The 26,913-nt window shown below is 69.7% G+C and carries 29 protein-coding genes; 5 read left to right on the forward strand and 24 right to left on the reverse strand.

All coding sequences use genetic code 11. The features are described from left to right. Window positions 1-17 precede the first annotated feature (17 nt). The 17 genes from ACE3TE_RS04065 to ACE3TE_RS04145 are packed head-to-tail and all read right to left on the reverse strand — an operon-like array spanning window position 18 to window position 14,093. Window positions 18-479, reverse strand: a complete 462-nt coding sequence (locus ACE3TE_RS04065) for a low molecular weight protein-tyrosine-phosphatase (RefSeq protein WP_374602421.1) — start codon at window positions 477-479, stop codon at window positions 18-20. A gap of 11 nt (window positions 480-490) precedes the next feature. Further along, window positions 491-1,270: a 3-deoxy-manno-octulosonate cytidylyltransferase gene (gene kdsB, locus ACE3TE_RS04070; RefSeq protein WP_374602422.1), complete on the reverse strand. Its 780-nt coding sequence runs from the start codon at window positions 1,268-1,270 to the stop codon at window positions 491-493. Continuing rightward, window positions 1,267-2,274 (reverse strand): tetraacyldisaccharide 4'-kinase, encoded by a 1,008-nt coding sequence (lpxK, locus tag ACE3TE_RS04075; protein ID WP_374602424.1) that lies wholly within the window; start codon window positions 2,272-2,274, stop codon window positions 1,267-1,269. The genes kdsB and lpxK overlap by 4 nt, the downstream gene beginning before the upstream one ends. Beyond that, window positions 2,271-4,025, reverse strand: coding sequence for a lipid A export permease/ATP-binding protein MsbA (gene msbA / locus ACE3TE_RS04080; RefSeq protein ID WP_374602426.1), 1,755 nt, complete (start codon window positions 4,023-4,025; stop codon window positions 2,271-2,273). Before msbA ends, lpxK begins: the two co-directional genes overlap by 4 nt. Then, window positions 4,022-4,444, reverse strand: a complete 423-nt coding sequence (locus tag ACE3TE_RS04085; protein WP_374602428.1) for an ExbD/TolR family protein — start codon at window positions 4,442-4,444, stop codon at window positions 4,022-4,024. The genes msbA and ACE3TE_RS04085 overlap by 4 nt, the downstream gene beginning before the upstream one ends. After that, window positions 4,441-5,064, reverse strand: coding sequence for a MotA/TolQ/ExbB proton channel family protein (locus tag ACE3TE_RS04090; protein WP_374602430.1), 624 nt, complete (start codon window positions 5,062-5,064; stop codon window positions 4,441-4,443). The genes ACE3TE_RS04085 and ACE3TE_RS04090 overlap by 4 nt, the downstream gene beginning before the upstream one ends. Next, window positions 4,952-7,468 (reverse strand): DNA internalization-related competence protein ComEC/Rec2, encoded by a 2,517-nt coding sequence (locus tag ACE3TE_RS04095; RefSeq protein WP_374602432.1) that lies wholly within the window; start codon window positions 7,466-7,468, stop codon window positions 4,952-4,954. The genes ACE3TE_RS04090 and ACE3TE_RS04095 overlap by 113 nt, the downstream gene beginning before the upstream one ends. Beyond that, entirely contained in the window at window positions 7,469-8,170 is a 702-nt protein-coding gene (lolD, locus tag ACE3TE_RS04100) for a lipoprotein-releasing ABC transporter ATP-binding protein LolD (protein WP_374602434.1), read from the reverse strand. Further along, window positions 8,163-9,407, reverse strand: a complete 1,245-nt coding sequence (locus ACE3TE_RS04105; RefSeq protein WP_374602436.1) for a lipoprotein-releasing ABC transporter permease subunit — start codon at window positions 9,405-9,407, stop codon at window positions 8,163-8,165. Before ACE3TE_RS04105 ends, lolD begins: the two co-directional genes overlap by 8 nt. A 6-nt stretch (window positions 9,408-9,413) precedes the next feature. Next, window positions 9,414-9,845, reverse strand: a complete 432-nt coding sequence (locus ACE3TE_RS04110; RefSeq protein ID WP_374602438.1) for a hypothetical protein — start codon at window positions 9,843-9,845, stop codon at window positions 9,414-9,416. Next, window positions 9,829-10,077, reverse strand: coding sequence for a succinate dehydrogenase assembly factor 2 (locus tag ACE3TE_RS04115; RefSeq protein ID WP_374602440.1), 249 nt, complete (start codon window positions 10,075-10,077; stop codon window positions 9,829-9,831). The genes ACE3TE_RS04110 and ACE3TE_RS04115 overlap by 17 nt, the downstream gene beginning before the upstream one ends. Beyond that, window positions 10,074-10,490, reverse strand: a complete 417-nt coding sequence (locus ACE3TE_RS04120; RefSeq protein ID WP_374602442.1) for an MAPEG family protein — start codon at window positions 10,488-10,490, stop codon at window positions 10,074-10,076. The genes ACE3TE_RS04115 and ACE3TE_RS04120 overlap by 4 nt, the downstream gene beginning before the upstream one ends. 1 nt (window position 10,491) lies before the next feature. Next, window positions 10,492-11,274, reverse strand: a complete 783-nt coding sequence (locus ACE3TE_RS04125; protein ID WP_374602444.1) for a succinate dehydrogenase iron-sulfur subunit — start codon at window positions 11,272-11,274, stop codon at window positions 10,492-10,494. Window positions 11,275-11,292: 18 nt separating this feature from the next. Beyond that, window positions 11,293-13,083 (reverse strand): succinate dehydrogenase flavoprotein subunit, encoded by a 1,791-nt coding sequence (gene sdhA / locus ACE3TE_RS04130; RefSeq protein WP_374602446.1) that lies wholly within the window; start codon window positions 13,081-13,083, stop codon window positions 11,293-11,295. A gap of 7 nt (window positions 13,084-13,090) precedes the next feature. Further along, window positions 13,091-13,468 (reverse strand): succinate dehydrogenase, hydrophobic membrane anchor protein, encoded by a 378-nt coding sequence (gene sdhD / locus ACE3TE_RS04135; RefSeq protein ID WP_374602448.1) that lies wholly within the window; start codon window positions 13,466-13,468, stop codon window positions 13,091-13,093. Next, on the reverse strand, window positions 13,465-13,860 hold the full coding sequence (sdhC, locus tag ACE3TE_RS04140; RefSeq protein WP_374602450.1) for a succinate dehydrogenase, cytochrome b556 subunit: 396 nt from the start codon (window positions 13,858-13,860) through the stop codon (window positions 13,465-13,467). Before sdhC ends, sdhD begins: the two co-directional genes overlap by 4 nt. Before the next feature lie 56 nt (window positions 13,861-13,916). Further along, window positions 13,917-14,093: a DUF1674 domain-containing protein gene (locus ACE3TE_RS04145; protein WP_374602452.1), complete on the reverse strand. Its 177-nt coding sequence runs from the start codon at window positions 14,091-14,093 to the stop codon at window positions 13,917-13,919. A gap of 24 nt (window positions 14,094-14,117) precedes the next feature. Here ACE3TE_RS04145 and ACE3TE_RS04150 point away from each other — a divergent pair, with 24 nt between their 5' ends. Continuing rightward, complete coding sequence (locus ACE3TE_RS04150; protein ID WP_374602454.1) at window positions 14,118-14,999, forward strand: folate-binding protein YgfZ; 882 nt, start codon at window positions 14,118-14,120, stop codon at window positions 14,997-14,999. Here ACE3TE_RS04150 and ACE3TE_RS04155 read toward each other — a convergent pair whose 3' ends face one another. Continuing rightward, the gene (locus ACE3TE_RS04155; RefSeq protein ID WP_374602455.1) at window positions 15,000-17,465 is read right to left on the reverse strand and encodes a hypothetical protein; all 2,466 of its coding nucleotides are present in this window, start codon (window positions 17,463-17,465) and stop codon (window positions 15,000-15,002) included. Window positions 17,466-17,581: 116 nt separating this feature from the next. On the opposite strand from ACE3TE_RS04155, the gene ACE3TE_RS04160 reads away from it, so the two are divergent. Continuing rightward, window positions 17,582-18,487: a phosphate/phosphite/phosphonate ABC transporter substrate-binding protein gene (locus tag ACE3TE_RS04160; RefSeq protein ID WP_374602457.1), complete on the forward strand. Its 906-nt coding sequence runs from the start codon at window positions 17,582-17,584 to the stop codon at window positions 18,485-18,487. 55 nt (window positions 18,488-18,542) lie between these two features. Here ACE3TE_RS04160 and ACE3TE_RS04165 read toward each other — a convergent pair whose 3' ends face one another. The 5 genes from ACE3TE_RS04165 to ACE3TE_RS04185 form a co-directional block, all read right to left on the reverse strand. Further along, window positions 18,543-19,445, reverse strand: a complete 903-nt coding sequence (locus ACE3TE_RS04165; protein WP_374602459.1) for an adenylate/guanylate cyclase domain-containing protein — start codon at window positions 19,443-19,445, stop codon at window positions 18,543-18,545. A 16-nt stretch (window positions 19,446-19,461) separates the two neighbouring features. After that, window positions 19,462-21,726: a thiamine pyrophosphate-dependent enzyme gene (locus ACE3TE_RS04170; RefSeq protein WP_374602460.1), complete on the reverse strand. Its 2,265-nt coding sequence runs from the start codon at window positions 21,724-21,726 to the stop codon at window positions 19,462-19,464. A gap of 21 nt (window positions 21,727-21,747) precedes the next feature. After that, entirely contained in the window at window positions 21,748-22,302 is a 555-nt protein-coding gene (locus ACE3TE_RS04175; RefSeq protein ID WP_374602462.1) for a GNAT family N-acetyltransferase, read from the reverse strand. Between the two features lie 28 nt (window positions 22,303-22,330). Beyond that, entirely contained in the window at window positions 22,331-23,494 is a 1,164-nt protein-coding gene (locus tag ACE3TE_RS04180) for an acyl-CoA dehydrogenase family protein (protein ID WP_374602464.1), read from the reverse strand. Window positions 23,495-23,619: 125 nt separating this feature from the next. Next, the gene (locus ACE3TE_RS04185) at window positions 23,620-24,303 is read right to left on the reverse strand and encodes a glycine zipper 2TM domain-containing protein (protein WP_374602466.1); all 684 of its coding nucleotides are present in this window, start codon (window positions 24,301-24,303) and stop codon (window positions 23,620-23,622) included. A gap of 140 nt (window positions 24,304-24,443) precedes the next feature. Here ACE3TE_RS04185 and ACE3TE_RS04190 point away from each other — a divergent pair, with 140 nt between their 5' ends. Both ACE3TE_RS04190 and ACE3TE_RS04195 read left to right on the forward strand, forming a co-directional pair. Continuing rightward, on the forward strand, window positions 24,444-24,677 hold the full coding sequence (locus tag ACE3TE_RS04190) for a DUF6116 family protein (RefSeq protein ID WP_374602468.1): 234 nt from the start codon (window positions 24,444-24,446) through the stop codon (window positions 24,675-24,677). After that, window positions 24,674-25,435, forward strand: a complete 762-nt coding sequence (locus ACE3TE_RS04195; protein ID WP_374602470.1) for a TatD family hydrolase — start codon at window positions 24,674-24,676, stop codon at window positions 25,433-25,435. The genes ACE3TE_RS04190 and ACE3TE_RS04195 overlap by 4 nt, the downstream gene beginning before the upstream one ends. A gap of 6 nt (window positions 25,436-25,441) precedes the next feature. Here ACE3TE_RS04195 and ACE3TE_RS04200 read toward each other — a convergent pair whose 3' ends face one another. After that, a complete protein-coding gene (locus tag ACE3TE_RS04200) occupies window positions 25,442-26,230 on the reverse strand; it encodes a ThiF family adenylyltransferase (protein WP_374602472.1) in 789 nt (262 codons plus the stop codon). Window positions 26,231-26,364: 134 nt separating this feature from the next. Between ACE3TE_RS04200 and ACE3TE_RS04205 the strand changes: the two genes are divergently transcribed. Beyond that, entirely contained in the window at window positions 26,365-26,865 is a 501-nt protein-coding gene (locus ACE3TE_RS04205) for a peptidoglycan-associated outer membrane lipoprotein precursor (protein WP_374602473.1), read from the forward strand. Window positions 26,866-26,913 lie beyond the last annotated feature (48 nt).

A 26,913-nucleotide genomic window follows, 5' to 3' on the forward strand; every position in this document is an offset into this window, starting at 1 on the left:
CCGGGGGGTGCCGGGCATTATGCCCCTGAAGCCAAACGCCGCAGCAGCCCTTCGGCGGCCTCGCTGGCGAGCTGGCAGACCTTGTCGAAATCTCGCTCCTGGCCGTTGTAGGGGTCGGGAACCTGGCCACCACGCTTGACGCCGCACCAGTCCAGCACCAGCACGATGCGCGCATGCGCCGCACGCGGGGCCAGCGAGCGCGCACCGGCGAGGTTGTCGCGGTCGGCGCACAGCACCAGGTCGAACTTCTGGAAGTCGGCGTATTGCAGCTGCCTGGCCCGCTGGCCGGAAATGTCGATGCCGCGCCGCTGGCCGGCCGCGATCGCGCGCGGGTCCGGCGGGCGCCCCGCGTGCCAGCCGCCGGTGCCGGCCGAGTCCACCGCATAGGCCACCGGGCTGTCCGCGCGACGATGCGCCGCCCAGCCCTCGAGCAGCGGCGAGCGACAGATGTTTCCCATGCAAACGAACAATATATTCAATAGTTTAAGTCTTATAGTTGAAGCGATTTATCACTAAGGAACCGGGCCTCTGCGCGCGCCAGGTCGGCCTCGGTGTCGACCCCCGGCGGGAACGGCACCGGGCTCAGGCCCACGGCGATGCGATGGCCGGCTTCGAGCACGCGCAGCTGTTCCAGCGCCTCCAGCTGCTCCAGGGTGCCGGGCGGCAGCTGGGTGAAGGTTCGCAGGAAACCGGCGCGGTAGGCGTAGATGCCGATGTGGCGCAGGGCCCCCTCCGCCACCGGCCCGAGCCGGTTGCGGCCGAACCGGTCACGCTGCCAGGGAATCGGCGCGCGGCTGAAATACAGGGCCAGCCCGTTGCGGTCGCGCACCAGCTTCACGGCATTGGGGTCGAACAGGGTTTCCGCGTCCTCCACGGGCACGCCCAGCGTCGCCATGTCGGCCTGCCCGCCGGCGAGCACGCCGGCGACGGCGCGGATGCCCTCGGGCGGCGCGAAGGGTTCGTCGCCCTGCAGGTTCACCACGATGGTCTCGTCGGCCCAGCCCAGCTGCGCGGCACATTCGGCCAGCCGGTCGGTGCCCGAGGCGTGGTCGGCGCGGGTCATGCACACGCGCAGGTCCTGGCCGGCCAGGGCATCGGCGATGCGCACGTCGTCGGTCGCCACGACCACCTCGCGGGCGCCGGCCGCCAGCGCACGGCGGGCGACGTGCACGACCATCGGCTCGCCGGCGATCAGCCGCAGGGGTTTGCCCGGCAGCCGCGAGGCGCCGAAACGGGCGGGAATGGCAACGATGAAATCGGCTGTGCTCACGGGGTGTTTTCCGGCTGGGGTGCCCGCCGCGCCGCGACGAGGCGGCGATCGACGGCGTCAATGAAGGCCTCGGGCAGTTCCGCCACCGCCGGGACGGCCCAGGCGTCCCGCAGGCCGAACCGGGCGCATTTGACCGCGTCCTTCTCGGTCATCAGCCGCGGCGCCACGGGGCTGAACCCGAGCTCGTCCTCCCGGTAGTCGTGGTGGTCCGGGAAGGCGTGTTCGATCACGTCCAGGCCGGCCTGGCGCAAGGCCCGGAAGAACCGCGCCGGGTTGCCGATGCCGGCGATCGCATGCACCGGGCCGGGCGCGAACAGGCCAAGCGGACGCGGCTCCCCCGGCCCGAGCGGCTGGGCGTCGCCCAGGCGCAGGTCCATGCGCCATTCGCCCGCGGCCGCTTCGCCGCCATTGATCACCCGGAAATCGACGGCGCGGCCGGCGGGCTCGCGCAGGGGCCCGGCGGGCAGCAGCCAGCCATTGCCCAGGCGGCGTTCGCCGTCGCGCACTTCGATCTCGACGTCGCGGCCCAGGCGCAGGTGCTGCAGCCCGTCGTCGGCAATGACCAGGTCGCAGCCGGCCTCGACCAGCCGGCGGGCCGCCGCGACGCGGTCCAGGTCCACGGCCACCGGCAGGCCGGTCTGGCGAGCGATCAGCAGCGGCTCGTCGCCACATTCGGCGGGATCGGAACCGGGGCGTGCCCAGGTGGGTTTGCGGCTGCGACGGCCATGGCCGCGGCTGGCGATGCCGGGCTTCCAGCCGCGGCGGGCCAGGGCGCGGGCCAGGCCGATGGCCAGCGGCGTCTTGCCGGCGCCGCCGGCGACCAGGTTGCCGATCACCAGCAGCGGCACCGGCAGCTGCTGCACGGGGCGTGCGCCGCTGGCATAGGCGGCCTGGCGCCGCCGGACGATCGCGCCGTAGATCCGCGACAGGCCCCCGAGCACCGGACCCGGCGCCACGCCGCCGTACCAGCGGCGCAGCAGCCAGCGCTCGAACGCGGCTTTCACCCGGCCTCCGGCTCGCGGAACTGCATGCGGTGCAGGTGGGCATAAAGGCCGCCCTTCGCCAGCAGGCTGGCGTGCGTGCCCTGCTCCACCAGCCGGCCCCCGTCGAGCACCAGCACCTGGTCGGCATGTTCGACCGTGGACAGGCGGTGGGCGATGACCAGCGTCGTGCGGTCGGGGATGAGCCTGTTCAGTGCGTCCTGGACCAGGCGCTCGGACTCGGTGTCCAGGGCCGCGGTGGCCTCGTCCAGGATCAGGATCGGCGCGTCCTTGAGGATCGCGCGGGCGATGGCCAGGCGCTGGCGCTGGCCGCCGGAAAGCAGGCCGCCGTTTTCGCCGATCGTGGCCTGCATGCCGCCGGGCAGGCGTTCGATGAACTCCATCGCGTTCGCGGCCCGTGCCGCCTCGTGGATGCGAGCCTGATCGGCATCGGCGTCGGCGCCATAGGCGATGTTGGCCGCGATGCTGTCGTCGAACAGCATCACCCGTTGCCCCACCATCGCCACCTGGCGGCGCAGGTCGGCCAGCCGGTAGTCGCCGATGGCGTGGCCGTCCACGCGCACCTCGCCCTGGCTGGCTTCGTAGAAGCGCGGCAACAGGCGGATCAGCGTCGACTTGCCGCTGCCGGACCGGCCCACGATGGCGGTGACCGTGCCGGGCGCGGCGCGGAAGCTGATGCCCGCCAGGGCCGGCGTTTCCTGCCCCGGATAGGTGACGCTGACATCGCGGAACTCGACCTCGCCCCGGGCCCGTGCCAGCGCACGCTGGCCGGTATCGGCCTCGTCGGCTTCGTCGAGGATCGAAAACAGCCGGTCGGCCGCGGCCACGCCGCGCTGCACGACGCTTTGCACGTTGGCGATGCGCTTGAGCGACGGCAGCATCGCCATCATCGACGTCAGCAGGGCGACGAAGCTGCCCGCGGTCATGCGGCCCTGGCTGGCCTCGTGGCCCGCCACCAGCAGGATCACCGCCAGCGCCACCGCGGCCAGGGTCTGCACCAGCGACGAAGCGCCGGCACGGGTCGCCTCGACCTTCACGCCCAGGCGCAGGTTCTGGCCGATCAGCTTGCGGTAACGCGCCAGTTCCGATGCCTGGGCGCCGTAGATTTTTACTTCCTGCTGCGCCGACAGGGCCTGCTCGGCGATCTGCGCCATCGAGGCCACGCCGTCCTGGATGCCGCGGTTAATGCGCCGGTAGCGCCGCCCCACCACGGCCGAGATGGCCGCGATCAGCGGTGCCAGCACCAGCATCACCAGGGTCACGCGCGGGCTGTAGTACAGCATCACGCCCAGCAGCGCGATGATCGTCAGGGTGTCGGTGAGGATCACCTTGAGCGCGTCCGAACTGGCCTGGGTGACCTGCTCGGTGTCGTAGTTCAGGCGCGAGACCATCGCGGGCACCGGCTCGCGGTCGAAGCGTTCGCTGGGCAGGCGCAGGTACTTGGCCAGGATGTCCTCGCGCAGGTCGCGCACGACGCTGCGGCCGGTGCGGGCCATGCCGTAGTCGGTGGCGAAGGTGGCGACGCCGCGCACCACGAACAGCGCGACGATGGCCAGCGGGATCGTCCAGCGCATGCCTTCGTTCTGGGCGACGAAGGTTTCATCGACGATGGGTTTCATCATCCAGGTGAAGGCCGCGGCGGCGCCGGCCTCGAACACCATGCCCACGCCCGCCGCCGCCAACAGCGGCCAGTAGCGCCGGGCGCGCTTGAGAAGACGGCGATAGACGGCCCAGGCCGACGTTTCCGCGCTCAAGGCCTGGCCTCGGGTGTCGTGGCGACGTGGATGCGGGTGAAACCCAGCTGGCCGAGGCTGTCCATCACGGTGACCAGCACCTGGGTCTGCGAGCGGGCGTCGGCACGCAGCACGATCTGGCGCGTGCGGTCACCGCCGGCTTCGCTGGCCAGGCTGGCCCGCAGCGAGGCGGGATCGGTCTTGAGGATTTCCTTGTTGCCGACGTAGATGCGGCCGTCGGCGTCGATCATCACCGTCAGCGGCTGTTCGACCTGCACCTCGGAACGCGAATCGGTCTTGGGCAGCACGATCTTGAGCGCCGAGCGGTGGTCGAAGGTGGTGGTGACCACCAGGAAGATGATCAGGCAGAACACCACGTCGATCAGCGAAACCAGGCTGATCTCCGGTTCGTCGGGAACCCGGCCGGTGCTGAGCCTCACGCCTTGGCGCCCCGCTTGGTCGCCCGCGGCGGCTTGCCCGGGCTGGCGGAGGGCTCTTCTTCCAGCGCGTCGAGCAGGGCCGTGGCCTGCTGTTCCATCTCGACCACGTATTCGGTGATCCGGCCGCGCAGGTAACGGTGGAAGATGACCGCGGGGATCGCCACGCACAGGCCGGCCGCGGTCGAGATGAGCGCCTGGCCGATGCCGCCGGCCAGGCGGTTGGCGTCGCCGACGCCGGCCGTGAGGATGTCCAGGAACATCACGATCATGCCGAACACGGTGCCCAGCAGGCCCAGCAGCGGCGACACCGCGGCGATCGTGCCCAAGGTGTTGAGGAAACGCTCCATGCGGTGGGCGACGTGTCGGCCGACGTCCTCGATGCGTTCCTTGATGATCTCGCGCGGGCGGTGGCGCACGTCCAGGCCGGCGGCCAGCAGCTCGCCCAGCGGCGAGTTCCGGCGCAGGATGTCGATGTGCTTGGGGTCGAGCTGGCGGCCGCGGGCCCAGTCACGGACCTCCTCGCCCAGCCCGTCGGGCAGTACTTCCTTGCGCCGCAGGCTCCAGAAACGCTCCAGGATGATGGCCAGCGCCAGCACCGCCAGCGCGATGATCGGCGCCATCACCCAGCCGCCTGCCTTGATCAGTTCCAGCACGCCTCACCTTTGCCGTTGGGGGGTCGCCGATAGCATAGCCTGTGCCGCCAGCCGGGGCATGGCGCCAGTAGCGCGGCCGGTCCCGGCGCAGCGTTTCCAGGACCTGCACGCCGTCGGCGCCGAGGCGCAGCCGCACGGCGCCGAAGGTCGCGGTGTCGAGCAGGCGCGTGCCGTAGCGCTCGTAACGATCGAGCACGATCTGCTTGGGCAGGCCGAAACGGTTGTCGTGCCCGACAGGCAGCAGGCCCAGCGTCGGCCGGACGGCGGCAAGGAAGTCGAGGCTCGAGGAGGTGTCGCTGCCGTGGTGCGGCACCACCAGCACATCGCTGCGCACGTCCCGCGCCGGCAGCTTCGCCAGCCGGGCCTCCACGTGCCGGCCGATGTCGCCGGGCAGCAGCGCCACGGCACCGGCGGCCTCGATGCGCAGGACACAGCTGCTGTCGTTGCGCAGGTAAGGGAAAAACGGCGTCGGGTGCAGCCAGGTGAAATCGACGCCGTCCCAGTGCCAGCCCTGCCCCGCCACGCAGTGCTCCATGCGCGGGCCGGCCCAGGCCGCCGGGGCGATGCTGCGTTCGACCGGCACGCCGGCAAGCACTGCGCCGGCGCCGCCGGCATGGTCGTTGTCGCCGTGGCTCAGCACCAGGGCGTCGAGGCGGCGCACGCCGTGGGCACGCAGCGCCGGCAATACCGCGGCCTCGCCGAAATCGAGGCCGCGCGGAGGCGCGGGACCGGTGTCATAGAGCAGGACGTGGCGCTGCGTCATCACCACCAGCGCCAGCCCCTGGCCCACGTCCACCATCATCAGGTCCGCTTCGCCGGGGCCGGGGCGGTCCTGTGCCGGCCACAGCAGGGGCAGCAGGAGCAGCGCGGCCAGCGGCTTGCCGGGCAGGCCCCGGGGCAGCAGCAGCCAGAAGACGCCGGCCAGGGCCAGCGCGAGGCTGGCCGTGTCCGGTTCGGGGAGCCAGGCCAGCGCCGCGGGCCAGCGCGCCACCCAGGCCAGGCCCTGCCAGAGCCAGTCCATGAGGGTCGCAGCGGCGAGCCAGGCCAGGGCGGCGGCCCCCTCGTGCAGCGGATGCAGCAGCAAGCCGGACAAGGCCAGTGGGACGACGCCCAGGCTGATCCACGGAATGCCGACCAGGTTCACCAGCGGCCCCGGCAGCGAGGCCTGGCTGAAAAACCAGGCGCCGATCGGCAGCAGCCCGAGCATCGCCACTGCCTGGCTGCCGACGAAGGGCCGCCACCAGCCGTCGGCCGGTGCAGCGGGCAGGCACCACAGGAGCCAGGCCACGCCGAGGTAGCTGAGCCAGAAGCCGGGCGACAGCACCGACAGCGGATCGGCCAGCAGCACGGCGATCGTCGCCAGCGCCAGCGACTGCCCGTCGCCCTGGCTGCGCCGCAGCAGGCGCGCCAGCGCCACCACCGCGATCATCAGCGCGGTCCGCACGGTTGGCAATGCAAAACCCGCCAGCGCGGTGTAACCGGCCGCCAGCGCCAGTGCCAGCACGGCGGTGCCCAGCGGGCGGGGCCAGCGCCGAGCCAGCGCGGGAAAGGCGCGCCACAGCCCCTGCCCCAGCAGCGCCCCGAAACCCGCGACCAGTCCAACGTGGAAACCCGATATCGCGATCAGGTGGGTCAGCCCGGTCGCACGCAGCACGGTCCAGTCGTGGTCATCCAGCGCCCGGGTATCGCCCAGGGCCAGCGCTTGCACGAAGCGGGAGCGGGCATCCGGCACGGCTTCGGCGATCGCCTCTGACAGCGCCTGGCGATGGCGGTCAATCGCCCCGGCCTTTGCCGGCGGGCCGACGGATCTGCCGTCGAGCACATAGCCGGTGGCGGCGATGCGGCGCTCCAGCGCCCGGCGCTCGAAATCGAAGCCTCCCGGGTTCACCACGCCCCGCGGTGGACGCAGGCGCAGCTGCAGCCGCCAGCGACTGCCTGGGCCGAGTGTCGGCAGGCTTTGGCCAGGACGGGGGTACCAGCCGAGCTGCAGCCGCTGTCCCGCCAGCGCGGCGGCGTCACCCTCCCCGCCCTCGACGACGAAGCCAAATCGCCAGGCGCCGTCGACGCTTTCCGGTAGGCCGCTGACATGGCCGTGCACTTCGACCACGCCTCCCGGAAAAGTGTCGGGCAAGCGCAGCGAGAGCGAGTGGGCGCCGTGCAGGCAGGCGAGCCCCAGGCCGAACAGGGCCGCGCCCAGCCAGCGCCAGCGCGTCCTTGAACACCAGAGCGCCAGTCCGGCCGCGCACCCGGCCAGGCCGATGGGCCAGGCGGGCAGGCTGGCCAGGACCTGCACCCACAGCACGCCGGCCAGCAGGGCAACCGCGACGCCGGGCCCGAAGGGCGCCGGCGGCGGGGCGCGCTGGCCCGGCACTCAGTCCCCGGTGGCGGGTCGCAGTTGTCCCTGGGTCAGTTCCAGGGTCCGATCCAGTCGCCGCGCCAGGCGGCGATCGTGGGTAACCATGACCAGGGCGGTGCCGAGGTCGCGGTTGAGTTCCAGCAGCAGGTCGAAGACGGTGGCGGCGGTCTTTTCGTCGAGGTTGCCGGTGGGTTCGTCGCCGAGTACGCAGGCCGGGCGGGCGACCAGCGCGCGCGCCACGGCGGCACGCTGGCGTTCGCCACCGGAGAGTTCGCCGGGTTTGTGGCCGAGCCGGTGACCGAGGCCGACGCGTTCAAGCAGTGCCTGCGCCGCCGGACGCGCCGTCGTGTCGCGGTCGCCGCGGATCAGCAGCGGCATCATCACGTTCTCGAGCGCGGTGAACTCCGGCAGCAGGTGGTGGAACTGGTAAACGAAGCCCAGGGCGCGGTTGCGCAGCAGGCCGCGTTCGCGTTCGCCCAGCGCCGACATGCGCTGCCCGTCCACGAGGACTTCGCCGGAACTGGCGCTGTCGAGGCCGCCGAGCAGGTGCAGCAGAGTGCTCTTGCCGGCACCGGACGCGCCGACGATGGCCACGGTTTCGCCGCGGTGCACTGACAGTTCCAGCCCGTCGAAAACCGGCGTGCGCAGGTCGCCTTCCTGGTAGGTCTTGCCCAGGTTCTCGCAGCGGATGACGACGTCGTTCATGGGCTTATTCATAACGCAGCGCCGTGGCCGGGTCAGTGCGCGAGGCGCGCCAGGCCGGATAAAGGGTGGCCAGCAGGCAGAGCACGAAGGCGACGATGGCGATCATCAGCACGTCCATCGGATCGACGAGCGTCGGCACGCCGCTGATGTAGTACACATCCGAAGGCATCAGCTCGGTCTGGAAGGTCTGCTCGACGAAATGCACGATGTTCGAGAGGTTGCTGGCCAGCAGCACGCCGCTGGCGACGCCGATGCCGATGCCCAGCACGCCGATCACCATGCCCTGCACGATGAACACCCGCATCACCGCCCCGGGCGACATGCCCAGCGTGCGCAGGATGGCGATGTCGGACTGCTTGTCCTGCACCAGCATCACCAGCGAAGACACCAGGTTGAAGGCGGCGATGGCGATCACCAGCGAGAGCAGGATGAACATCACCGTCTTCTCGAGCTTGAGCGCCCGGAAAAAGTTGGCGTGGTCGCGGGTCCAGTCGCGCACCCGGTAATGGCCCTGCATGCGGTCGGCGAGGTCACGCGCCACGGGCCACGCTTCCCAGAGGTCCACCAGCTTGAGCCGCACGCCGCTCACGCCCTCGCCCATCCGCCCCAGGCGCTGGGCGTCGTTGAGGTGCACCAGGGCCATGCCCAGGTCGAATTCCTGCGCGCCGGCCTCGAAGATGCCGACCACTTCGAAGCGGCGGGCCCGCGGCATCGCACCCAGCGGCGTCACCGTGGCTTCGGAAATGTAGACATTGACCGAATCGCCGACGCCCGCGCCCAGCAGCAGCGAGAGCTCGCGGCCCAGGATGATGCGGTACTCGCCGGCCTGCAGGTCGGTGAGGCTGCCCTGCACCATCTTGTCGGCCAGCTCGGACACCTGCGGTTCCAGCGCCGGCATCACGCCGCGGATGATGGCCCCGCGCCGGGTGCGGCCCTGGATCAGCGATTCGGTTTCGACGTAGGGCGCGGCGCCGACCACGCGAGGGTCTTCGCCCGCCATCTCGACCGCCCGGGCCCAGTCCTGCAGCGGACCTTCGATGCCCGACACCGTGGCGTGGGCGACCATGCCCAGGATGCGGTCGCGAAGTTCCTGCTGGAAGCCGCTCATCACCGAGATGGTGGTGATCAGGGCCATCACGCCGATGATGATGCCCAGGATCGACGCCATCGAGATGAAGGAGATGAAGCCGTTTCGGCGTTTGGCGCGCAGGTAGCGCAGGCCGATGGCGAGGGGAAGGTTAGGGAGCATGGGCGCCTAGGCTGCCATGGATGGCAGGTTGATTCCGGAACGGGGGCTGACGGAGAAAGCGAGGCGGACCTGACGGCGACGGGCAGCCGGCAGGGTGTCGGGCCACCAGGTGCGCGACCAGCGACGGCCGGTGGGCATCCTGGCCTCGATGCGCAGCAGGGGGCCTTGTTCGCGCAGCACCGGCGCAATCAGTGCCTGCGACTGGCCCTCCGGATCAATCGCCAGCAGCCCTGCCCCGGACCAGGCCAGCGACACCGGAGGCCGCAGCGCCTCGCGCCGGGCCAGGCCCAGGCCGCCCATCGCGGCAAGACCGGCGAACATCGGTTTCATCTGCGCGGGCAGGCCGCTGAGCATGACCGACAGCGCCGACAGCAGCGCCAGCCCACACAGCGCGCCGACCAGCCAGCGCGAGGGTCGCCAGTCAATGCGGCAGGGCAAGGATGATTGCGACGATCGCGGCAAGGTCCGTGTCCTCCGGGCGCTCGCGGCCCATGAACCAGCGCCAGAGCTTATCGTCCTCGCAGTCGAGCAGCCGTAGGAACAAGGCGCGTTCGGCCTCGTCCGCCGCCGGCCAGCGGCCGTCGAGATAGCGCAGCATCAGCTGGTCGAGTTCACGCATGCCGCGCCGGCAGCGCCAGCGCAGGCGGCGGACTTCCGCGTCTTCGCTCACAGCACCCCGGCCAGCAGCACAGCCCAGAGCACCACAAGCACTAGGCCGCCGCTGATGTAGGCCAGGAAGCGGTGCCTGACCTTGTTGTAGCTGCAGTGGATGGCGCTGTGCACGATGCGCAGGGCCACGAAGGCCCAGGCCAGGCCGACGGTCAGCGGCGAGGCCAGCCCCTGCTGCACGCCGATGAAGATTGCCAGGTAGAACAGCACCGGCAGCTCGAACAGGTTGCGGAAGTTGTCGGCCGCGCGGCTGTCCTTGATGCGGGCGGCCATCTGCGCCGAGGTGGCCACCGCCTGCGGGTGGATGCGCTCGCGGGCCAGCTGGCCCAGGCGCTCCACGCCCATGCGACCCATCACGACGAAGGTCAGGCCGGCCATTGCGAAGGCCGGCAGCAGCAGGTCGCGGGCCTCCACCTCAGGCGCCCCGGCGCTGCAGCATCAGCTTCTTGATCTCGCCGATCGCCTTGGCCGGGTTCAGGCCCTTCGGGCAGGTCCGGGTGCAATTCATGATGGTGTGGCAGCGATAGAGCTTGAACGGATCTTCCAGGTCGTCGAGCCGGGCACCGGTGTCCTCGTCGCGCGAATCGACGATCCAGCGGTAGGCCTGCAGCAGGATCGCGGGGCCCAGGTAACGGTCGCCGTTCCACCAGTAGCTCGGGCAGCTGGTCGAGCAGCAGGCGCACAGGATGCACTCGTACAGGCCGTCGAGCTTGGCCCGGTCTTCCTTGGACTGCAGGCGCTCCTTGGCCGGTGCCGCGCTCTGGGTGCGCAGCCAGGGTTTGATCGAGGCGTACTGCGCGTAGAAGTGCGTCAGGTCCGGCACCAGGTCCTTCACCACCGGCATGTGCGGCAGCGGGTAGATCGGCACTTCCTTCTTGCCGCAGTCCTCGATCGCCTTGGTGCAGGCCAGGGTGTTGGTGCCGTCGATGTTCATCGCGCACGAGCCGCAGATGCCCTCGCGGCAGCTGCGCCGGAACGTGAGCGTCGGGTCGATCTCGTTCTTGATCTTGATCAGCGCGTCCAGGACCATCGGCCCGCACGCGTCCATGTCCACCTCGTAGGTGTCGGTGCGCGGATTGGCGCTGTCGTCAGGGTTCCAGCGGTAGACCTTGAAGGTGCGAACGTTCTTCGCGCCCTGGGCCGCGAAGTGCTTGCCCTTGCCGACCTTGGAATTCTTGGGGAGGGTGAACTCAGCCATTTTCGGTTGTCCAGGAGGTCAGTAGGTACGGGCCTTGGGCGGGACGACGTCCACGTCCTTGCTCAGCGTGTACATGTGCACCGGGCGGTAATCGAGGCGGGTCTTGCCCGCATCGTCCACCCAGCACAGGGTGTGCTTGTGCCAGTTGTCGTCGTCGCGCTCGGAGTAATCCTCGCGGGCGTGGGCGCCGCGCGATTCCTTGCGGTTCTCCGCCGACACCATGGTGGCCACGGCCTGGCCGAGCAGGTTCTGCAGCTCCAGGGTTTCGATCAGGTCGGAGTTCCAGACCATCGAACGGTCCGAGACCCGGACGTCTTCGAAGGACGCATGCACCTCGCGGATCTTCTGCACGCCCTCGAGCAGGGTCTCGCCGGTGCGGAAGACCGCGGCATTGTTCTGCATCACCTGCTGCATGTTGTCGCGGATGACCGCGGTCGGCGTTCCGCCGCTGGCGTTGCGCAGCTTGTCGAGGTTGGCCAGCGACTTGTCGCAGGCCGACGCCGGCAGCGAGGCGTGCGGCGCGCCGGGCTTGATGGTCTCCGCGCAGCGGTTGGCCACCGCGCGGCCGAACACCACCAGGTCGAGCAGCGAGTTCGAACCCAGGCGGTTGGCGCCGTGCACCGACACGCAGGCCGCCTCGCCGATGGCGTACAGGCCCGGCACGACGGAGTCGGGGTTGCCGTTCTTAAGCGTGACCACTTCGCCGTGGTAGTTGGTCTGCAGGCCACCCATGTTGTAGTGCACGGTCGGCAGCACCGGGATCGGCTGCTTGGTGACGTCGACGCCGGCGAAGATCTTCGCGGTTTCGGCGATGCCCGGCAGCTTCTCGTGGATGTCGGCCGGGTTCAGATGCGTAAGGTCGAGGTGGATGTGGTCCTTCTTCGGGCCCACGCCGCGGCCTTCGCGGATCTCGATGGTCATCGAGCGCGACACCACGTCGCGCGAGGCCAGGTCCTTGGCGTTCGGCGCGTAGCGTTCCATGAAACGCTCGCCGGCCGAGTTGCGCAGGATGCCGCCTTCGCCGCGCACGCCTTCGGTGATCAGGCAGCCGGCGCCGTAGATGCCGGTCGGATGGAACTGCACGAACTCCATGTCCTGCAGCGGCAGGCCGGCGCGCAGGGCCATGCCGCCGCCGTCGCCGGTGCAGGTATGGGCCGAGGTGGCGCTGAAGTAGGCGCGGCCGTAGCCGCCGGTGGCCAGCACGGTGCCCTGGGCGCGGAACAGGTGCAGTTCGCCGGTGGACATGTCGAGCGCGAGCACGCCGCGGCAGGCGCCTTCCTCGTCCATGATCAGGTCGAGGGCGAAATATTCGATGAAGAACTCGGCCGAATGCGCCAGCGACTGCTGGTACAGGGTGTGCAGGATGGCGTGGCCGGTACGGTCGGCAGCGGCGCAGGTGCGCTGGGCGGTGCCCTTGCCGTAGTGCGTGGTCATGCCGCCGAAGGGACGCTGGTAGATCTTGCCGTCTTCGGTGCGCGAGAAAGGCACGCCCTGGTGTTCAAGCTCGATGATCGCCGGGATGGCCTCGCGGCACATGTATTCGATTGCGTCCTGGTCGCCCAGCCAGTCCGAGCCCTTGATGGTGTCGTAGAAGTGGAAGCGCCAGTCGTCCTCGCCCATGTTGCCCAGCGCGGCGGAAATGCCGCCCTGCGCCGCGACAGTGTGCGAGCGGGTCGGGAAGACCTTGCTGATGCAGGCGGTCTTGAGGCCCTTCTGGGCCAGGCCGAAGGTGGCGCGCAGGCCGGCACCGCCGGCGCCGACGACGACCATGTCGTAGGTGTGCTCGTGGATCTTGTAGGCGGACGTCATGGCGTTCTCAGGCTGTGAAGACAATGCGGCCGATGGCCAGCAGGGAGGCGATGGCGGCGATCGCGAAGGCGAACTTGACGACCACCTGCAGCAGCAGCTCGGCGCCGCCGTGCACGTAGTCCTCGATCACGACCTGCAGGCCGAGCCGGGCATGCCAGAACAGCGACAGCACGAAGGCGGTCAGGATGGCGGCGGTCAGCGGCTGGGACAGGATCGCCCGCACCGACGCCTGGTCGCGACCGATCAGGCCGACCATCAGGATGACGAACCAGGGGCTCATCAGCAGCAGCGCGATCGCGCTCAGGCGCTGGTGCCACCAGTGCGTGGTGCCGTCCTTGGCCGAGCCCAGGCCCTTGGCGCGGGCGAGCGGATTGCGCAGGCTCATGCCGCACCTCCCATCGTCCAGCCCACGTACCACAGGCCGCCGGTCAGCAGCACCGTAAGCACGGCCACGGCATAGCCGCTGGCGTAGAACTTGGGGATTTCAAAGCCATGGCCGGCGTCCCAGGCCAGGTGACGGATGCCGTTGAGGAGGTGGTAGACCAGGCAGGCCGAAAGCCCGAACAGCACGATCCGGCCAGGCACCGAAGCCAGCGCGGCGCGGGCCAGTTCGAACGCATCGGCGCCGCCGGCGACCGCCACCAGCCAGGCGGCGAACAGCAGCGAGCCTAGGGCCAGCACGATGCCGGTGGCACGGTGAAGGATGGACATCACCATCGTGATCTGCGGCTTGTAGACCTGCAGGTGCGGGGACAGGGGTCGTTCTTGCGTCGCCATGGGCTGCGCTCGTCGGTTGGAGTGGGAAGGATGCCCCGCCGGATGTCGGCGTGGCGTCAGAAGTCGATGCAGCGTCCGCCTTTCTCCCAGTCGCCGTAGCGCGTGGGGTCCGGACCGTCGCGTCCGCCGATTTCCACGGGAGGCGTCTTGTCCGCCTCGGCCCCGTCCCGTTCGCCGGCCGGGGTTTCGGGAGGTGCGGCGCTATCGCCTATGATGCGTGACTCCGTGGACATCCGGACATGTTAAGTCCCACCCCCATGTCGTTCAAGCCAAATCCTGCCCCGGGCACCTGCACTGCCCTTCCCGGCTTCGGCCTGCTGCGGATTGCCGGCCGCGATGCGGCGGCTTTCCTGCAGGCCCAGTCGATGAACGATGTCATCGCGCTGGCGCCGGGCCGCTGGCAGTGGAACGGACTGTTGACGCCAAAGGGCCGCGTGATCGCGCTCTTCGCGCTGCTGCGTGAAGCCGACGACCAGTTCCTGCTGGCGCTGCCCGACTTCGATGCCGCCGGCTTGACCGCGCACCTGCGCAAGTTCGTATTCCGCAGCAAGCTCGGCCTGGAGCCGCTGGACGACTGGCGTGCCTGCGCGGGGCCGGCGCCTTCCGGCACGGATCGCGCCCTGGCGCATGGCGACGCCGGAACCGGCTGGCAGCTGGACCTGTCCGGCGACGATGCCAGGCGCGGCCTGTGGCTGCTGCCGGCCAGCGACCCGGCAGTGGCGCCCGAAGACCCGGTCGCAACGCAGGCCTGGTGCCGGGCCGACCTGGCCCACGGCCTGCCGCGCCTGCCCGCCGACCAGCGTGAAGCCTGGACCCCGCAGATGCTTTCGCTCGAGCGCCTTGCCGCCTTCAGCCTGAAGAAGGGCTGCTACCCGGGCCAGGAAATCGTCTCGCGCACGCACTACCTCGGCCAGGCCAAGCGCGTGCTGGCGCGCTTCGCCGCCGCCTCCGCGCCGGAACCGGGCGCTGCGGTCGTCGACCCGGATGGCAGGGAACTGGGCCGGCTGGTCTGCCAGACCCCGGCCGGCGACGGCATCGAGGCGCTTGCCGTCATGCCCGCCGGGCGGGACCCGGCGATACCGCTGTCGGCCGGGCCGGCGCTTGCGCCCCTGCCCCTGGTGGCCGGCCTGGCGCGCTGATCACTCCGCGGCGCAGGCCGACCACGCCGCCTGGCAGGTCAGCAGGCACATCGTCGTGGCCAGCATGGCCGGATCCGCGCCAAGGTCTGGCCGGGTCCGGTCGATGTCCTCGATTTCACGCATCAGCCGCTGGTGACCGGCGCAGCTGCAGTCGCATGCTTCGCCCTGCCCCGGCCCGGCGTCGCCGGGTGCCGCAACCGGCCCCGTACCCATCGTGGCCGGCAGGGCACCGCGAAGCGGCCCCGGCATCCGTTCCCGGATGCGAAGGGCGCCCTGGTCGGCTTCCGGCGCGACCGGTGTGTATCGGTCGTCGCCCGCCCAGGGCTGCCCCACCAGGAATCGACCTTCGACCCGGCCCAGCACCGGCAGCAGCGGCCGGTCCTCGCGGTGCGCGTTGGGCAGCGGCAGGGCCACCACGTCGCCCTCGAACCGACCGCGAAAGACAAGGGAGTCGTACTGGTCGACGACCAGGCGGCCGGAGGCCGGGAAATACGCCAGCGTCCCGGACTCCGCGTCGCGCGGTCCGCGCGTCACCGATTCATTGCCATCGGCGGCCACCGTGACCAGCACGTTCTCCAGCACGCCCTTGAAACCGTGCTCCAGGCGCGGCAGCCGGATGCGGACTTCCAGGTCGTCGAGGGCGCGCAGGGCGTCGGCCGAGCGCGATGCGGCGAAGGATTCGAGGCTGCCGGCATGCCGCGCCGGCGCGTCCGAAAACCCGCTGTCGAGGTGGGCCAGCCAGCGTGGCAGCCGCTTGAGCACCAGGGTCATGGCCGGCCCGCAGTGCAGGCGGGCATCCGCGTAGGGCCAGCGGCAGCCCGGGGCGTGATCCACGTCCTGTTCGCGGTGGAGTTGTGCGGTGGCCGGCCCCTGGGTGACCGGCTCGCTCTCCGGCCCGCCAGGCGGCGGCAGTTCGCCCCGGCCCGACCGGGTGCGATCAGCGCCCGGCCGCAGACGGGGCTGCGGCGCCGGCACCGGCCCGGTTCCCGTCCATTGCCAGCCCGGCACCGAAATCCGGAAGGTCGGCTTGAAGTCTTCGGAACCGGACGGCGTGTTGGCGACGTTCGCGACGACGACGTCGACGCTCTGCCCGGGCTCGAGCAGGAGCACCCAGTTCGCGATCGTATGCCTGGGGTGGTCGTGGAGGGTGGCGGCGACCGCGCTGGTCTCGCCGGCCCTGCCCAGCCACAGCGAGCGCGCCTGCGCGGCGGTCACCTCGGTCCGGATGTCCACCGCCAGGACCCCGTCCTGGGTGTCCTGACGATGCAGGCGAAGACAGCGCGCGCTGACCGCAGGCAGGGCCAGCACCACCAGCTCTTCCGCACCCTGCGCCGGATTCTGGGTCACTTCCTTGCATCCGTCGAACAGCAGCAACTGCGCGTTGTCTCGCCTTTTCGGCACCGGCAGCACCCCGTCGATCCGGTGGCTGCCGAAATCCGCGATGACGCCAACGAAGTCGGCGAAGACGCGATCGAAGCGGGTATCGAGCCGCTGGTCGGTCCGCAGCCAGCCGTCGATCCAGTCCATCGTCCGGCCGCCGTCCGCAAGCCGGGGCGCCTGCGACAGCAAACGGACCAGGTAGCCGTAGTCGAAAGCATCGGCCCGGTTGACGCGCTGCGGCCCGGGTTTGGGTGGCGGGCTGTCGCTTGATTGCATGGCCCGCTCGAGCTCGGCCAGGTAGCGCCAGAAGGAACTGGTGCCGTAACCCCGCGCAGTCTTCTCCTTGTCCGGGGTTCCGGGCGCGGCGTCGAAAGGCTGGAAATAGGGTCGCAGGCCCCACCGGTTGAACGGGTCGTGCCCGGATCGGATGCGCTTGAGTTTCCAGGCCATGTCATGCCCGACCGCCTCGGCCATGCCCTCGGTGAACCAGGCCGGCGGCTCGCAGTTCGCGTCGTAGAAGGCGGTTCCCCGCTGCACGGCATGGAAGAGCTCGTGGGCAAGGTCGGCGTAGCCCTTGTCGGTCAGCTGGTCCAGCCGCCCCGGCACGCGTCCCGTGGCGATGGCCAGGCGATTGTGCAGGCCATTGGCGCCCTCGGTCCGGGCGTTGAGGTTCATGGCTCGCGAGGCGTCTTCGCCACGGCAGCCATAGGCCATCAGCGCGACCCGCGCGGGATCCAGCGTGCCCCGGCCGGGCCCGCCGAAGGCATACCAGTACACCCGGTAGGCACGGCTCCCGTCTGAGCGGGCAACGATCGGCTCCAGTTGCGGAGGCGGGAACCCCATGCGCTGGTATTCGGAGGCCACCGTTGAAAGGTAGGTTTCGATCTCGAGCTTGAGTTGCGGGGAAAGCGGCTCCGGACCCTGCCCTGCTGCCCGGGCCAGGGCGGCGGCGGCATCGGCGACGGGGTCCTGGCTTCCCTCGACAAGTTCAAAGGACAGGGTCGGCCATGGCTCGGCGGCCGCGGCCGGCCCAGCCATGGCCATCGCCAGCAGCATCGCCAGCCATCCGAAGAAAACCGCTCTCATTTACCGCGCTCCCCGACAATCTGAACCGAGTACGCAAAACGCGTGAAAACGCCGCCATCGCCCTTGGCCCTTGGCCGTTTGTCTGTTATACCCGCTGCCACAGGGAGGAACAGAACATGATGCTCAGGAATTGTTTGCTGGCCGCGGCCATGGCCTTCACGGCCACGCCCGCGCTGGCCGCCAACTACACGCTGGCGGTCGAGCCCAACTACCCGCCGGCCCAGGCCGAACAGGTGTACCAGCCGCTGCTCGACTATCTGTCGACGGCCACGGGGCACACCTTCCGTCTTAAGACTGCGTCGAACTACCACGTGTACTGGCGCGACCTCCGCGCCGGCATGAAGGTCGACTTCGCGTTCGAGGAAGCCCACTTCGCCGGCTACCGGATGGGGCGACTGGGCTTCACGCCTCTGGTGCGCACGCTCGAACCCACCCGCTACTCGCTTCTCGCCGACGCGATGGTGGCCGAGGAAGGCACCAGTGGCCTGATCGGCCGGCCGGTCGTGTCGATGCCCTCGCCCAGCATGGGTTACCTGCTGATGCTGGAGATCTACCGCAACCCGATCGCCGCGCCGGAAATCAAGTCGGTCGGCACCGGCTGGCGCGACGGCGTGGAAATGATCTTCTCGCAGGAAACCGACGCCGCGATGGTGCCCAACTACATCGCCCAGCTCTATCCGAACCTGGTGGTGGTGTCCGAATCGCGCGAGTTCATCGGCCGTACCCTCAGCGCCGCCGGCACGGTGCCCTCGGACGTCCGGGAGGCCGTCGAGGAGGCCATGCTGAAGCTGCACGAAAACCCCGGCTCCTACGAGGTGCTGGTCGAACTGGGTGCCACCCAGTTCGTCGACGCGCCGGCCGCGGAATACACCGACAGCGAGAGCCTGCTGGCCGGCGTCTTCGGCTACAAGGCGCGTCCGGCCGAGGCCGTCGCGGAAGCCGAACCGGAACCCGAAGCCATCGATCTCGATTCGATCAGCGACGAGGAACTGGGCGGGCTCGAAGTCACCGCCGAAGACTGACCGATCCGATTGTCCGCCCGGCGCAATGCCGGGCGGGCCGTTTCGCCCCGCCGGTTCAGCCGGCCTCGAAGTGGATGACGTCGCCGCTGTTGGCGGCGAAGCCCTGCCCCAGGCTGATCGTGCCCGACTTTCGCAGGTGCACTTCGTCGCGGTGCAGCTTCAGTTCGTCGTCTTCTCCGATCCGGACGAAGGTGCCGTTGGTGGATCGGTCGGTCAGCATGAAATGGCCGCGCTTGAACTCCACCATCGCGTGCGTCCGGCTGACCCAGTCGGCTTCCACCACCAGATGGTTGCCCGGTTCGCGGCCCATCAGGAAGGGCTCGGAATCAGGCCGCAGCTCGACCAGCTCGCCGCGGTGCCTGAGCCGCAGCACGGACTCGTTGCCGCCATCGTCGCCGCTGCCCGGGCGCGGGCCGGCCTGCACCAGGGTCATGCCGGAAGTGTCCTCCTGCCAGACCAGGTCGACGATGGCGATCGGCAGCAGCTTGCCGCTGACCCGGGCCTTGCCCAGGCTGCGCGCCTCGGGAACCTTGCCGGTCAGTCCGTCGTAGGTGACGGCGGTGGTGACGACCTGTTCGCGCTTGGCCAGCGACGTCATGCGTGCGGCCACGTTCACCGCGTCGCCGTAGACATCGCCATCGGCCTCTTCGAGCGCGTCGCCGTGGTGCAGGCCGATGCGCACCGCCAGGTTGTCGCGCACGAAGACGATGTCCCGGGCCAGCCGGCGCTGCATGTCGCAGGCGGCCAGCACGCCGTTCATCGCGCGCGGGAAGGTGCACATGACCTCGTCGCCGATCGTCTTGATGACCCGGCCACCGTGCTGCGCGCAGACCCCCGACAGGGCATCGAGCACCAGGGCGATCAGCCGCCTGGCCTCGACGTCACCCTTGCTCTCGAACAGCCGGGTGCTGCCGCTCACGTCGGCGAAAAGGATGGTCTGTGGCCGGGACTGGCTCATGACGGGAGGAACGATATCAGGGAATGGCCTCGGCCATCGCCACGATGTCGTCGTCCGAGGGGATCACCAGGAAAGCCGCGCCGGCCAGCGGCGTGTAGGTGTCCTCGCCGACCACGCGCCGCAGCGGCTTGCCGCCCTGACCGGCCTCGACCACGGCGGTGATGATGCCCTCGCCGACGCCGGCCGAACGCCGGCCCTCGTCCACCACCAGGATGCGGGCGCATTCGCCGGCGTGGCGGGCAATTGCGTCGGCATTGAGCGGCTGCAGCCAGCGCAGGTCCACCACGCGTACCTTCCAGCCCTTGCTCGCCTCGATGCGCCGCGCCGCGCGCAGGCTCATCGGCACGCCGTTGCCGAAGGTGAAGATCACCAGGTCGCTGGCTTCGGGCGCGTAGACGCGCTCCTCGCCCGGCACCATCGCCTCGCCCGGCGCCGGATAGCTGGTGAGCCACTGGCCGTCACCAGGTTCGTAGAGATCCTTGGTCATGTACAGCGCGATCGGCTCGAGGAAGGCGCAGACGCGCCCGTCCACTTTCGCCAGCGCCATCATCGTGCGCAGCATCGTGGCGGCATCGTCGCCGCGGCTCGGGCAGCCCACGACCAGCCCCGGGATGTCGCGCAGCGCGGTGATCGAGTTGTCGTTGTGGAAATGCCCGCCGAATCCGCGCTGGTAGCCCAGCGAGGCGATGCGCATCACCATCGGGTTGCGGAACTGGCCGTTCGAGAAGAACTGCAGGCTGCAGGCTTCGCCGCGGATCTGGTCGCAGGCGTTGTGGAAGTAGGCCAGGTACTGGATTTCCGGCATCGGCAGCATGCCGACGTTGGCATAACCCTGGGCCAGGCCCAGGATCATCGTCTCGTCGAGCAGGGTGTTGAACACGCGTGCGTTGCGGAAGGCCTTGTGCAGCCCCTTGGTGACCGTATACACGCCGCCCTTCTGCGCCACGTCCTCGCCGAACAGCAGGGCTTCGGGGTACTGGCAGAACAGGTCGTGCAGGGCCTGGTTGATCTGGATCGCCAGGTGTTTCGGGGCCTGGTTCTCGGGCAGCCGGGCCTCGCTGCCGAACACCGCCAGACGGCGTTCGGCGAAATCGCTGCGCGTCGCCTGGGCCTGCACCTTGTCGGGCGTGTACGGCGCCAGCGGCGCGACCACGTCCGCCAGGTCGTCGAGCTTGGGCCGCCGGTCGGCCTCGTCGGCGGCGGCGAAGCAGCGCTGGCGCATGGCTTCGTACTTCGCCAGCAGGTCGTCCTTGCCGATCAGGCCCGATTCGAGCGCGATCGCCGCCGAGCGCAGCAGCGGGTCGCTGGCCTCGACCGCCATCAGCTCCTCGAAGCTGCGCCACTCGATCTCAAAGTCGGTGCCGGCGTGACCCATGATGCGCGTGGTCTGCAGGTGCAGGAAGGTCGGGCGGCGCGTGCGGCGGCAGTGTTCGACCGCGGCCTGCACCTGGCCGTAGCCGCTGGCCAGGTCCAGGCCGTCGGCGAAGAAATAGTCCAGGCCCGGACGCTGCCGGAAGGCGTTGCCGATCCAGCCGCCGGGCGTCTTCACCGAGATGCCGATGCCATTGTCCTCGCAGACGAACAGCACCGGCGCCGGCAGCCGCTGGTAGGCGGTCCACTGGGCGGTGTTGAAGGCGGTCTGCGCGGTGGCGTGGTTGCTCGAGGCGTCGCCGAAGCTGCAGATCGCGATCGAGTCATCGGGGATCGGCAGCGCATGCCCGATGCGCCGCGCTTGTTCGATCGCGATCGCCGTGCCCAGCGCCTTGGGCAGGTGCGAGGCGATCGTCGAGGTCTGCGGCAGCACCCACAGCGGCTTGCTGCCCCAGACCTTGTGGCGGCCGCCGGAAATCGGATCGTCCTTGCTGGCCGCGAAGCTCAGCGCCGAATCCATCACCGGATCCATGTCCGGCAGCTTGCGGAACCTTTCCGCCATGAAGCCGCCGGAGCGGTAGTGCAGGAAGGCCGGATCGGTATGTCGCGTGAGCCGCGCAACCATCGCATTGCCTTCGTGGCCGGAGCTGCCGATGGTGTAGAAGACCTTCTGCTGCACGCGCAGCACGCGCGCCATCAGGTCCAGGTGGCGCGAGACCAGCTGCGACTCGAACAGCTCCAGGAAATCGTGCGCGCTGCAGTGGCTGCCCGGAAGCACGGGTTCGTCGGCGGCGGGCCGAGGCCCGGGCCGGCCGTCCCAGGCCTTCACGAATTCGACGAAGTTGTCGTCGCAGACCTTGGCGCGGTTGACGTCCTTGTGGCGGGCGGGAATGGGCGTGGCGACGGACATGGCGTACTCGGGAACGTGGGCTCAGCGACGCAGCTGCAAGCGGTTGTGCCGCCACTGCTCACGCGTCTGGCCCCAGGCTTGGGCGGGTTGGTTTTCGTAGGGCGGTGGCAGCCGGACGGGGCCGCGCAGCGTGGCGCCCAGGCGACGGGCGACCGCCTGCGAGGCGGTGTTGTCCGGCGCGATGGTCTGGATGATGTCGGTCCAGCCCAGATGGTCCACGGCCCAGTCGATGCAGGCGGCCGCGGCTTCGGTGGCGTAACCCTTGCCCCAGGCGACGCGGGCGAGTGAATAGCCGACCTCGGTGCCCGGCCAGCCTTCCGGCTGCCAGGGGCCGACCCGGCCGACCCACTGGCCGGACTCGCGTTCGAACACGGAGAAGAACGAGAAGCCTTGCACATGCCAGGCGCCGACGACGGTCAGCAGCGACCGCCAGGCGACGGCACGCGGCTGCACGCCGCCTAGGTGGAACATGGCCTCGGGGTCGGCGCAAAACGCCGCCCAGGCATCGAAGTCCTCGCCGCGCACCGGGCGCAGCAGCAACCGCGGGGTCTCGAGCTTCAGGCCATCAAGGTCCATGGAAGGGCTGCGCCCGCCGGGCCGGTGGTCAGAACGCGTTGATGCCGGTGACTTCGCGGCCGATCACCAGCTGGTGCACGGTTTCGGTGCCCTCGTAGGTGATCACCGACTCGAGGTTGAGCGCGTGGCGGATCGGCGGGTGTTCGGTGGTGATGCCGGCGCCGCCGAGGATGTCGCGGGCTTCACGGCAGATGTCGATGGCCATGCGGCAGTTGTTCCACTTCGCCAGCGAAACCTGCGCCGGCTGCATGGTGCCGGCGTCCTTGAGGCGGCCGAGCTGCAGGCTCAGCAGCTGCGCCAGGGTGATGCGGCGCGCCATGTCGGCCAGCTTCAGCTGTACGGCCTGGGTGGCGGCGATCGGGCGGTTGAACAGCACCCGTTCCTTCGAATACTCCAGCGCCGAGGTGTAGGCGGCGATGGCGGCGCCGATCGGGCCCCAGGTGATGCCGTAGCGGGCCTGCGTGAGGCAGCCCAGCGGGCCCTTGAGGCCCTTGACGTTCGGCAGGCGCTGGCTGTCCGGCACGCGCACGGAATCGAAGTACAGCGCCGAGGTGACCGATGCGCGCAGGCTCATCTTCTTGTGCACTTCCTGGGCTTCGAAACCCTTGATGCCCTTCTCGACGATGAAGCCCTGGATGCCCTCTTCCGTCTGCGCCCAGACGATGGCGATGTCGGCCAGGTTGCCGTTGGTGATCCACATCTTGGCGCCGTTGATGACCCAGTCGCCGCCGTCCTTCTTCGCGACGGTCTTCATGTTGGCCGGGTCGGAGCCGCCGTGCGGTTCAGTCAGGCCGAAGCAGCCGATGATCTCGCCGCGGGCCATGCCCGGTAGGTACTTCTCGCGCTGCTCTTCCGAGCCATAGGCGAAGATCGGGTACATGCACAGCGAGCTCTGCACCGAGACGAAGCTGCGGATGCCGCTGTCGCCGCGCTCGAGTTCCTGGCAGATCAGGCCGTAGCTGACGGCATTGAGGTTGGCGCAGCCGTACTTCTCGGGCAGCGAGGAGCCCAGCAGGCCCATGGCCGCGATTTCCGGCACCAGTTCCTTGGGGAAGCGGCCCTGGTCGAAGCAGTCGCCGATGATCGGCAGCACCTTCTGGTCGGTGAAGCGGGCGACGCTGTCCTGGATCATGCGCTCCTCTTCGCTGAGCAGGGAGCGGATGTCGAACAGGTCGGTCGGGTTCAGGGCCATGGCTGCGGTTTTCGGGCGTCGGGAAAGCCGGTGATTCTAGCCGGTTTGCCGGGTCGCTGGCATGACGGAAACAGGAAGGGGCCGGACAGGCCGGCCCCTTCCGGGGAACGCACGGTGACGGTGGATCAACCCTTCGGGGGCATATCGAGCGCCGCCACGGCGATGGTGCCGTCTTCGACCGGCAGGCGGTCGCCCGGGTCCTCGGCCATCACCAGTTCGCCGGTCTGGCCCTCGTAGCGCCAGGTGACGTTGTAGCCGACGATCTTGTCGCGTTCGCCCAACAGCAGCTGCTCGCCGGGCTTGCTGTCGGTGCGCATGCTGGCCAGTTCGCCGTCGGCGCGGTAGGTGACGTCGTAGCCGATCACTTCCTCGCGCGGCTCGGTCACCGTCTGGCAGACCTGCTGGACCTGGGTGGTGCGCTGGCCACCGACGTGGCGGCGGTCGATCTCGCGGCCGGCATAGGCGCCACCCACGGCGCCGGCGACGGTCGCCAGCTTGCGGCCGTTACCCCCGCCCACCTGGTTGCCCAGCAGGCCACCGACCACGGCGCCGATGACCGCGCCATCCTTGTCGCCGAAGCGCTCCGGCTGGCGCACCTCGACGACGCGGTCCTCGCAGACCTGGCGTTCGCCGGTGCGCATTTCAGTGATGGGCGTCGAGGCCACGACCTCGCCCCAGATCTGCTCCTTCTCGGTGATGGGCACTGAGGAAACCACTTCCGCGTAGGGAGTAGCGTAGGCCTGGTAGGCAGCAATGGCGCCACCCCCGACCAGCATACCGGCCGCAACGGCCAGGATCGTCTTGTTCATGGTGTTTTCTCCTCGGGGCGGATTCGTGCCCGCTTTCGCGAGTGCAATCTGTTCCAGCCAGCCTGAACCGAGGCCGAAAGCCGTGAAGGCCCCTCACCGCGTGTTAATTTCGCCAAAGGCGATGCCGACGGAGCTTCCCGATGCCCCATCCGCTTACTGGTCCACTGACCGCCTTCGCGGCGCGGCTGCGCTTCCCGACCCTGTTCAAGCTCACGCTCGCGCTGATGCTTGTCAGCTGGCTCCTGCCCGATCCGATCCCGTTCATCGACGAGATCGTCACCGCCCTGGCCACGCTGATGCTGGCGAGCTGGCGGCGTCGGGACGGTTCCGCCGGCAAGGGCCAGGTCATCGAAGGCGAATCGCGCCGGGAATGAGCCCGATCTACGACAGCCATTGCCACCTCGACGCCGCGGAGTTCGACCCGGACCGCGACGAGGTGCTGGTCCGGGCCCGCGCCGCCGGGGTGGCGCGACAGCTCGTGCCAGCGGTGGATCGAGCCAGCTGGGACCGGATCCGAGCCCTGTGTTCGTCCGAACCCGGCCTGCGCCCCGCCTATGGACTGCATCCGATGTTCCTGGACCGGCACCAGCCGGGGCACCTGGACGAACTGGCGGACTGGCTCGAACGCGAGCGCCCGGCGGCGGTCGGCGAATGTGGCCTGGACTTCCATGTCGAGGGCCTCGATCCAGAGGCCCAACGTCGCTTCTTCCAGCGCCAGCTTGAACTGGCGCGTGAATTCGACCTGCCGTTGGTGCTGCATGCGCGCCGCGCGGTCGAGGAAGTGATCGTCTCGCTGCGCCGCATCGGTGGCCTGCGCGGCGTCGTGCACAGCTGGTCGGGCAGCGAGGAGCAGGCCCGCCAGCTGTTTGAACTGGGTTTCTGCCTGGGCATCGGCGGCCCGGTCACCTACGAGCGCGCCAGGCGTTTGCGCCGCACCGTGGCGAACATGCCCCCCGACTTCCTGCTTCTGGAAACCGACGCCCCGGACCAGCCGGGCGCGGACAGCCGCGGCGAGCGCAACGAACCGGCGCGATTGCGCCGCGTCCTCGAAGTGGTTGCGGAACTTCGCGGCCAGCCGGAAGCCGCCATCGCCGAAGCCACCACGGCCAACGCCCTGCGCCTGTTCGGCTGAGCGGCCTCAGTCGCCGTCGCGCGGCTTGAGCAGCAGTTCCACCGCCTTGCCTGCCATCGCGAAGGCGAAGGCGCCGGTGACGTGGGTCGCCGCCCCCAGCCCGGCGCCGCAGTCGAGCTTGAGCGCCGCATCCGCGCCCAGTTTCGGCCTGATGCCACAGACGCTGCCGTCGGCCTGCGGGTATTTCACGTTCTCGAGTGAATACACCGCGGGCACGCCGAAGTAGCGGTCGGGGTTGCGCGGGAAGCCGAAGTCGGCGCGCAGCTTCTTGCGCACGAGGGCGAGCAAGGCGTCGTGTTCGGTCCGGGACAGGTCACGCACCCGCACCAGGGTCGGGTCGGTGCGGCCACCCGCCGAGCCGCAGGCGATGATCGGCAGCTTGCGCCGGCGACACCAGGCGATCATCTCGAGCTTGCTGCGGAAGCTGTCGCAGGCGTCGAGCACCAGATCGTGGCCCCGGTCGAGCATGGTTTCCATGTTCGAGGGCAGCAGGAAGCTGGGCACCACCTCCACCTCAATGGCCGGATTGATGGCCAGGCAGCGCTCGGCCAGGACCTCGCCCTTCCCGCGCCCGTACTGCCCCTGCAGCGCATGCGACTGGCGGTTGGTGTTGCTGACGCAGACCTCGTCGGCATCCACCAGCACCAGTCGCCCCACCCCGCTGCGGGCCAGGGCCTCGACCAGCCAGCTGCCGACGCCGCCCAGGCCGATCACGCAGGCCTGCCGGCGCGCAAGCCGCGCGGACGCACCCTGGCCGTAAAGCCGGTCGATGCCGGCGAATCGGGGATCGTTCATGGCCGACATTCTAGCCGGGCACTGTTGGATGAACGGTGGGTGGGTGCCGGGTCGAACCGGTCGGTCACGGTTCAGGGCGGCCGGCCTAGTTTCGGCCCCATGTCCCCGCTGCCCGAGAACACAAGGAGTCCGCCATGAAGACCCGCATGCTGGTCGTCGCCGCCATCGCCGCCACGTCCCTCGCCGCCTGCGCCAGCCAGCCGCGCTCGTCCGGCTACGGCTACGACCGCGGCTACAGTGATCGCGGCTACAGCGAACCCTATGACCGCCGCTACTCCCAGCCGCAGCGCTGCTACAACTGCGGCCGCATCGAACGCATCGAGCAGGTTTACGGTGCCCGCCAGAACAGCCGCACCGGCGCCGTGCTCGGTGGCCTGGTCGGCGCGGTCGCGGCCCGTGAAATCCCGGACCACGGCAGCGAAGGCCGTCGCAACACGGCCACCGTCGCCGGCGCGGTCGCAGGCGCCGTCGCCGGCAATGCGATCGAGAACCGCGTGAACGACGAAACCTTCGACATCCACGTGCGCATGGAAGATGGCCGCCTGATCGTCATCAACCGCAACAGCCTCGGCAACGGCATCCGCGAGGGCGCCTACGTGCGCGTCGACGGCAACCGCCTCGAACTGCTGCGCTGATCATCACGCGGCCTGCGGGCCGCGGCTGGAACGGACGGACCGCCGTGG

The organism is Arenimonas sp., from assembly GCF_041919775.1.
GTDB lineage: Bacteria > Pseudomonadota > Gammaproteobacteria > Xanthomonadales > Xanthomonadaceae > Arenimonas.

Excerpts from the sequence above, each read along its gene's own strand:
- sdhC (WP_374602450.1), bottom strand. The coding sequence starts at position 13,860 with ATGGCGACGCAAGAACGACCCCTGTCCCCGCACCTGCAGGTCTACAAG.
- ACE3TE_RS04195 (WP_374602470.1), top strand. The coding sequence starts at position 24,674 with ATGAGCCCGATCTACGACAGCCATTGCCACCTCGACGCCGCGGAGTTC.
- sdhA (WP_374602446.1), bottom strand. The coding sequence starts at position 13,083 with ATGACGTCCGCCTACAAGATCCACGAGCACACCTACGACATGGTCGTC.
- ACE3TE_RS04205 (WP_374602473.1), top strand. The coding sequence starts at position 26,365 with ATGAAGACCCGCATGCTGGTCGTCGCCGCCATCGCCGCCACGTCCCTC.
- ACE3TE_RS04165 (WP_374602459.1), bottom strand. The coding sequence starts at position 19,445 with ATGAGCCAGTCCCGGCCACAGACCATCCTTTTCGCCGACGTGAGCGGC.
- ACE3TE_RS04190 (WP_374602468.1), top strand. The coding sequence starts at position 24,444 with ATGCCCCATCCGCTTACTGGTCCACTGACCGCCTTCGCGGCGCGGCTG.
- ACE3TE_RS04200 (WP_374602472.1), bottom strand. The coding sequence starts at position 26,230 with ATGAACGATCCCCGATTCGCCGGCATCGACCGGCTTTACGGCCAGGGT.
- ACE3TE_RS04105 (WP_374602436.1), bottom strand. The coding sequence starts at position 9,407 with ATGCTCCCTAACCTTCCCCTCGCCATCGGCCTGCGCTACCTGCGCGCC.
- ACE3TE_RS04160 (WP_374602457.1), top strand. The coding sequence starts at position 17,582 with ATGATGCTCAGGAATTGTTTGCTGGCCGCGGCCATGGCCTTCACGGCC.
- ACE3TE_RS04125 (WP_374602444.1), bottom strand. The coding sequence starts at position 11,274 with ATGGCTGAGTTCACCCTCCCCAAGAATTCCAAGGTCGGCAAGGGCAAG.
- ACE3TE_RS04175 (WP_374602462.1), bottom strand. The coding sequence starts at position 22,302 with ATGGACCTTGATGGCCTGAAGCTCGAGACCCCGCGGTTGCTGCTGCGC.
- ACE3TE_RS04090 (WP_374602430.1), bottom strand. The coding sequence starts at position 5,064 with ATGGCGCCGATCATCGCGCTGGCGGTGCTGGCGCTGGCCATCATCCTG.
- sdhD (WP_374602448.1), bottom strand. The coding sequence starts at position 13,468 with ATGAGCCTGCGCAATCCGCTCGCCCGCGCCAAGGGCCTGGGCTCGGCC.
- lolD (WP_374602434.1), bottom strand. The coding sequence starts at position 8,170 with ATGAATAAGCCCATGAACGACGTCGTCATCCGCTGCGAGAACCTGGGC.
- ACE3TE_RS04145 (WP_374602452.1), bottom strand. The coding sequence starts at position 14,093 with ATGTCCACGGAGTCACGCATCATAGGCGATAGCGCCGCACCTCCCGAA.
- ACE3TE_RS04150 (WP_374602454.1), top strand. The coding sequence starts at position 14,118 with ATGTCGTTCAAGCCAAATCCTGCCCCGGGCACCTGCACTGCCCTTCCC.
- ACE3TE_RS04170 (WP_374602460.1), bottom strand. The coding sequence starts at position 21,726 with ATGTCCGTCGCCACGCCCATTCCCGCCCGCCACAAGGACGTCAACCGC.
- ACE3TE_RS04180 (WP_374602464.1), bottom strand. The coding sequence starts at position 23,494 with ATGGCCCTGAACCCGACCGACCTGTTCGACATCCGCTCCCTGCTCAGC.
- ACE3TE_RS04155 (WP_374602455.1), bottom strand. The coding sequence starts at position 17,465 with ATGAGAGCGGTTTTCTTCGGATGGCTGGCGATGCTGCTGGCGATGGCC.
- ACE3TE_RS04185 (WP_374602466.1), bottom strand. The coding sequence starts at position 24,303 with ATGAACAAGACGATCCTGGCCGTTGCGGCCGGTATGCTGGTCGGGGGT.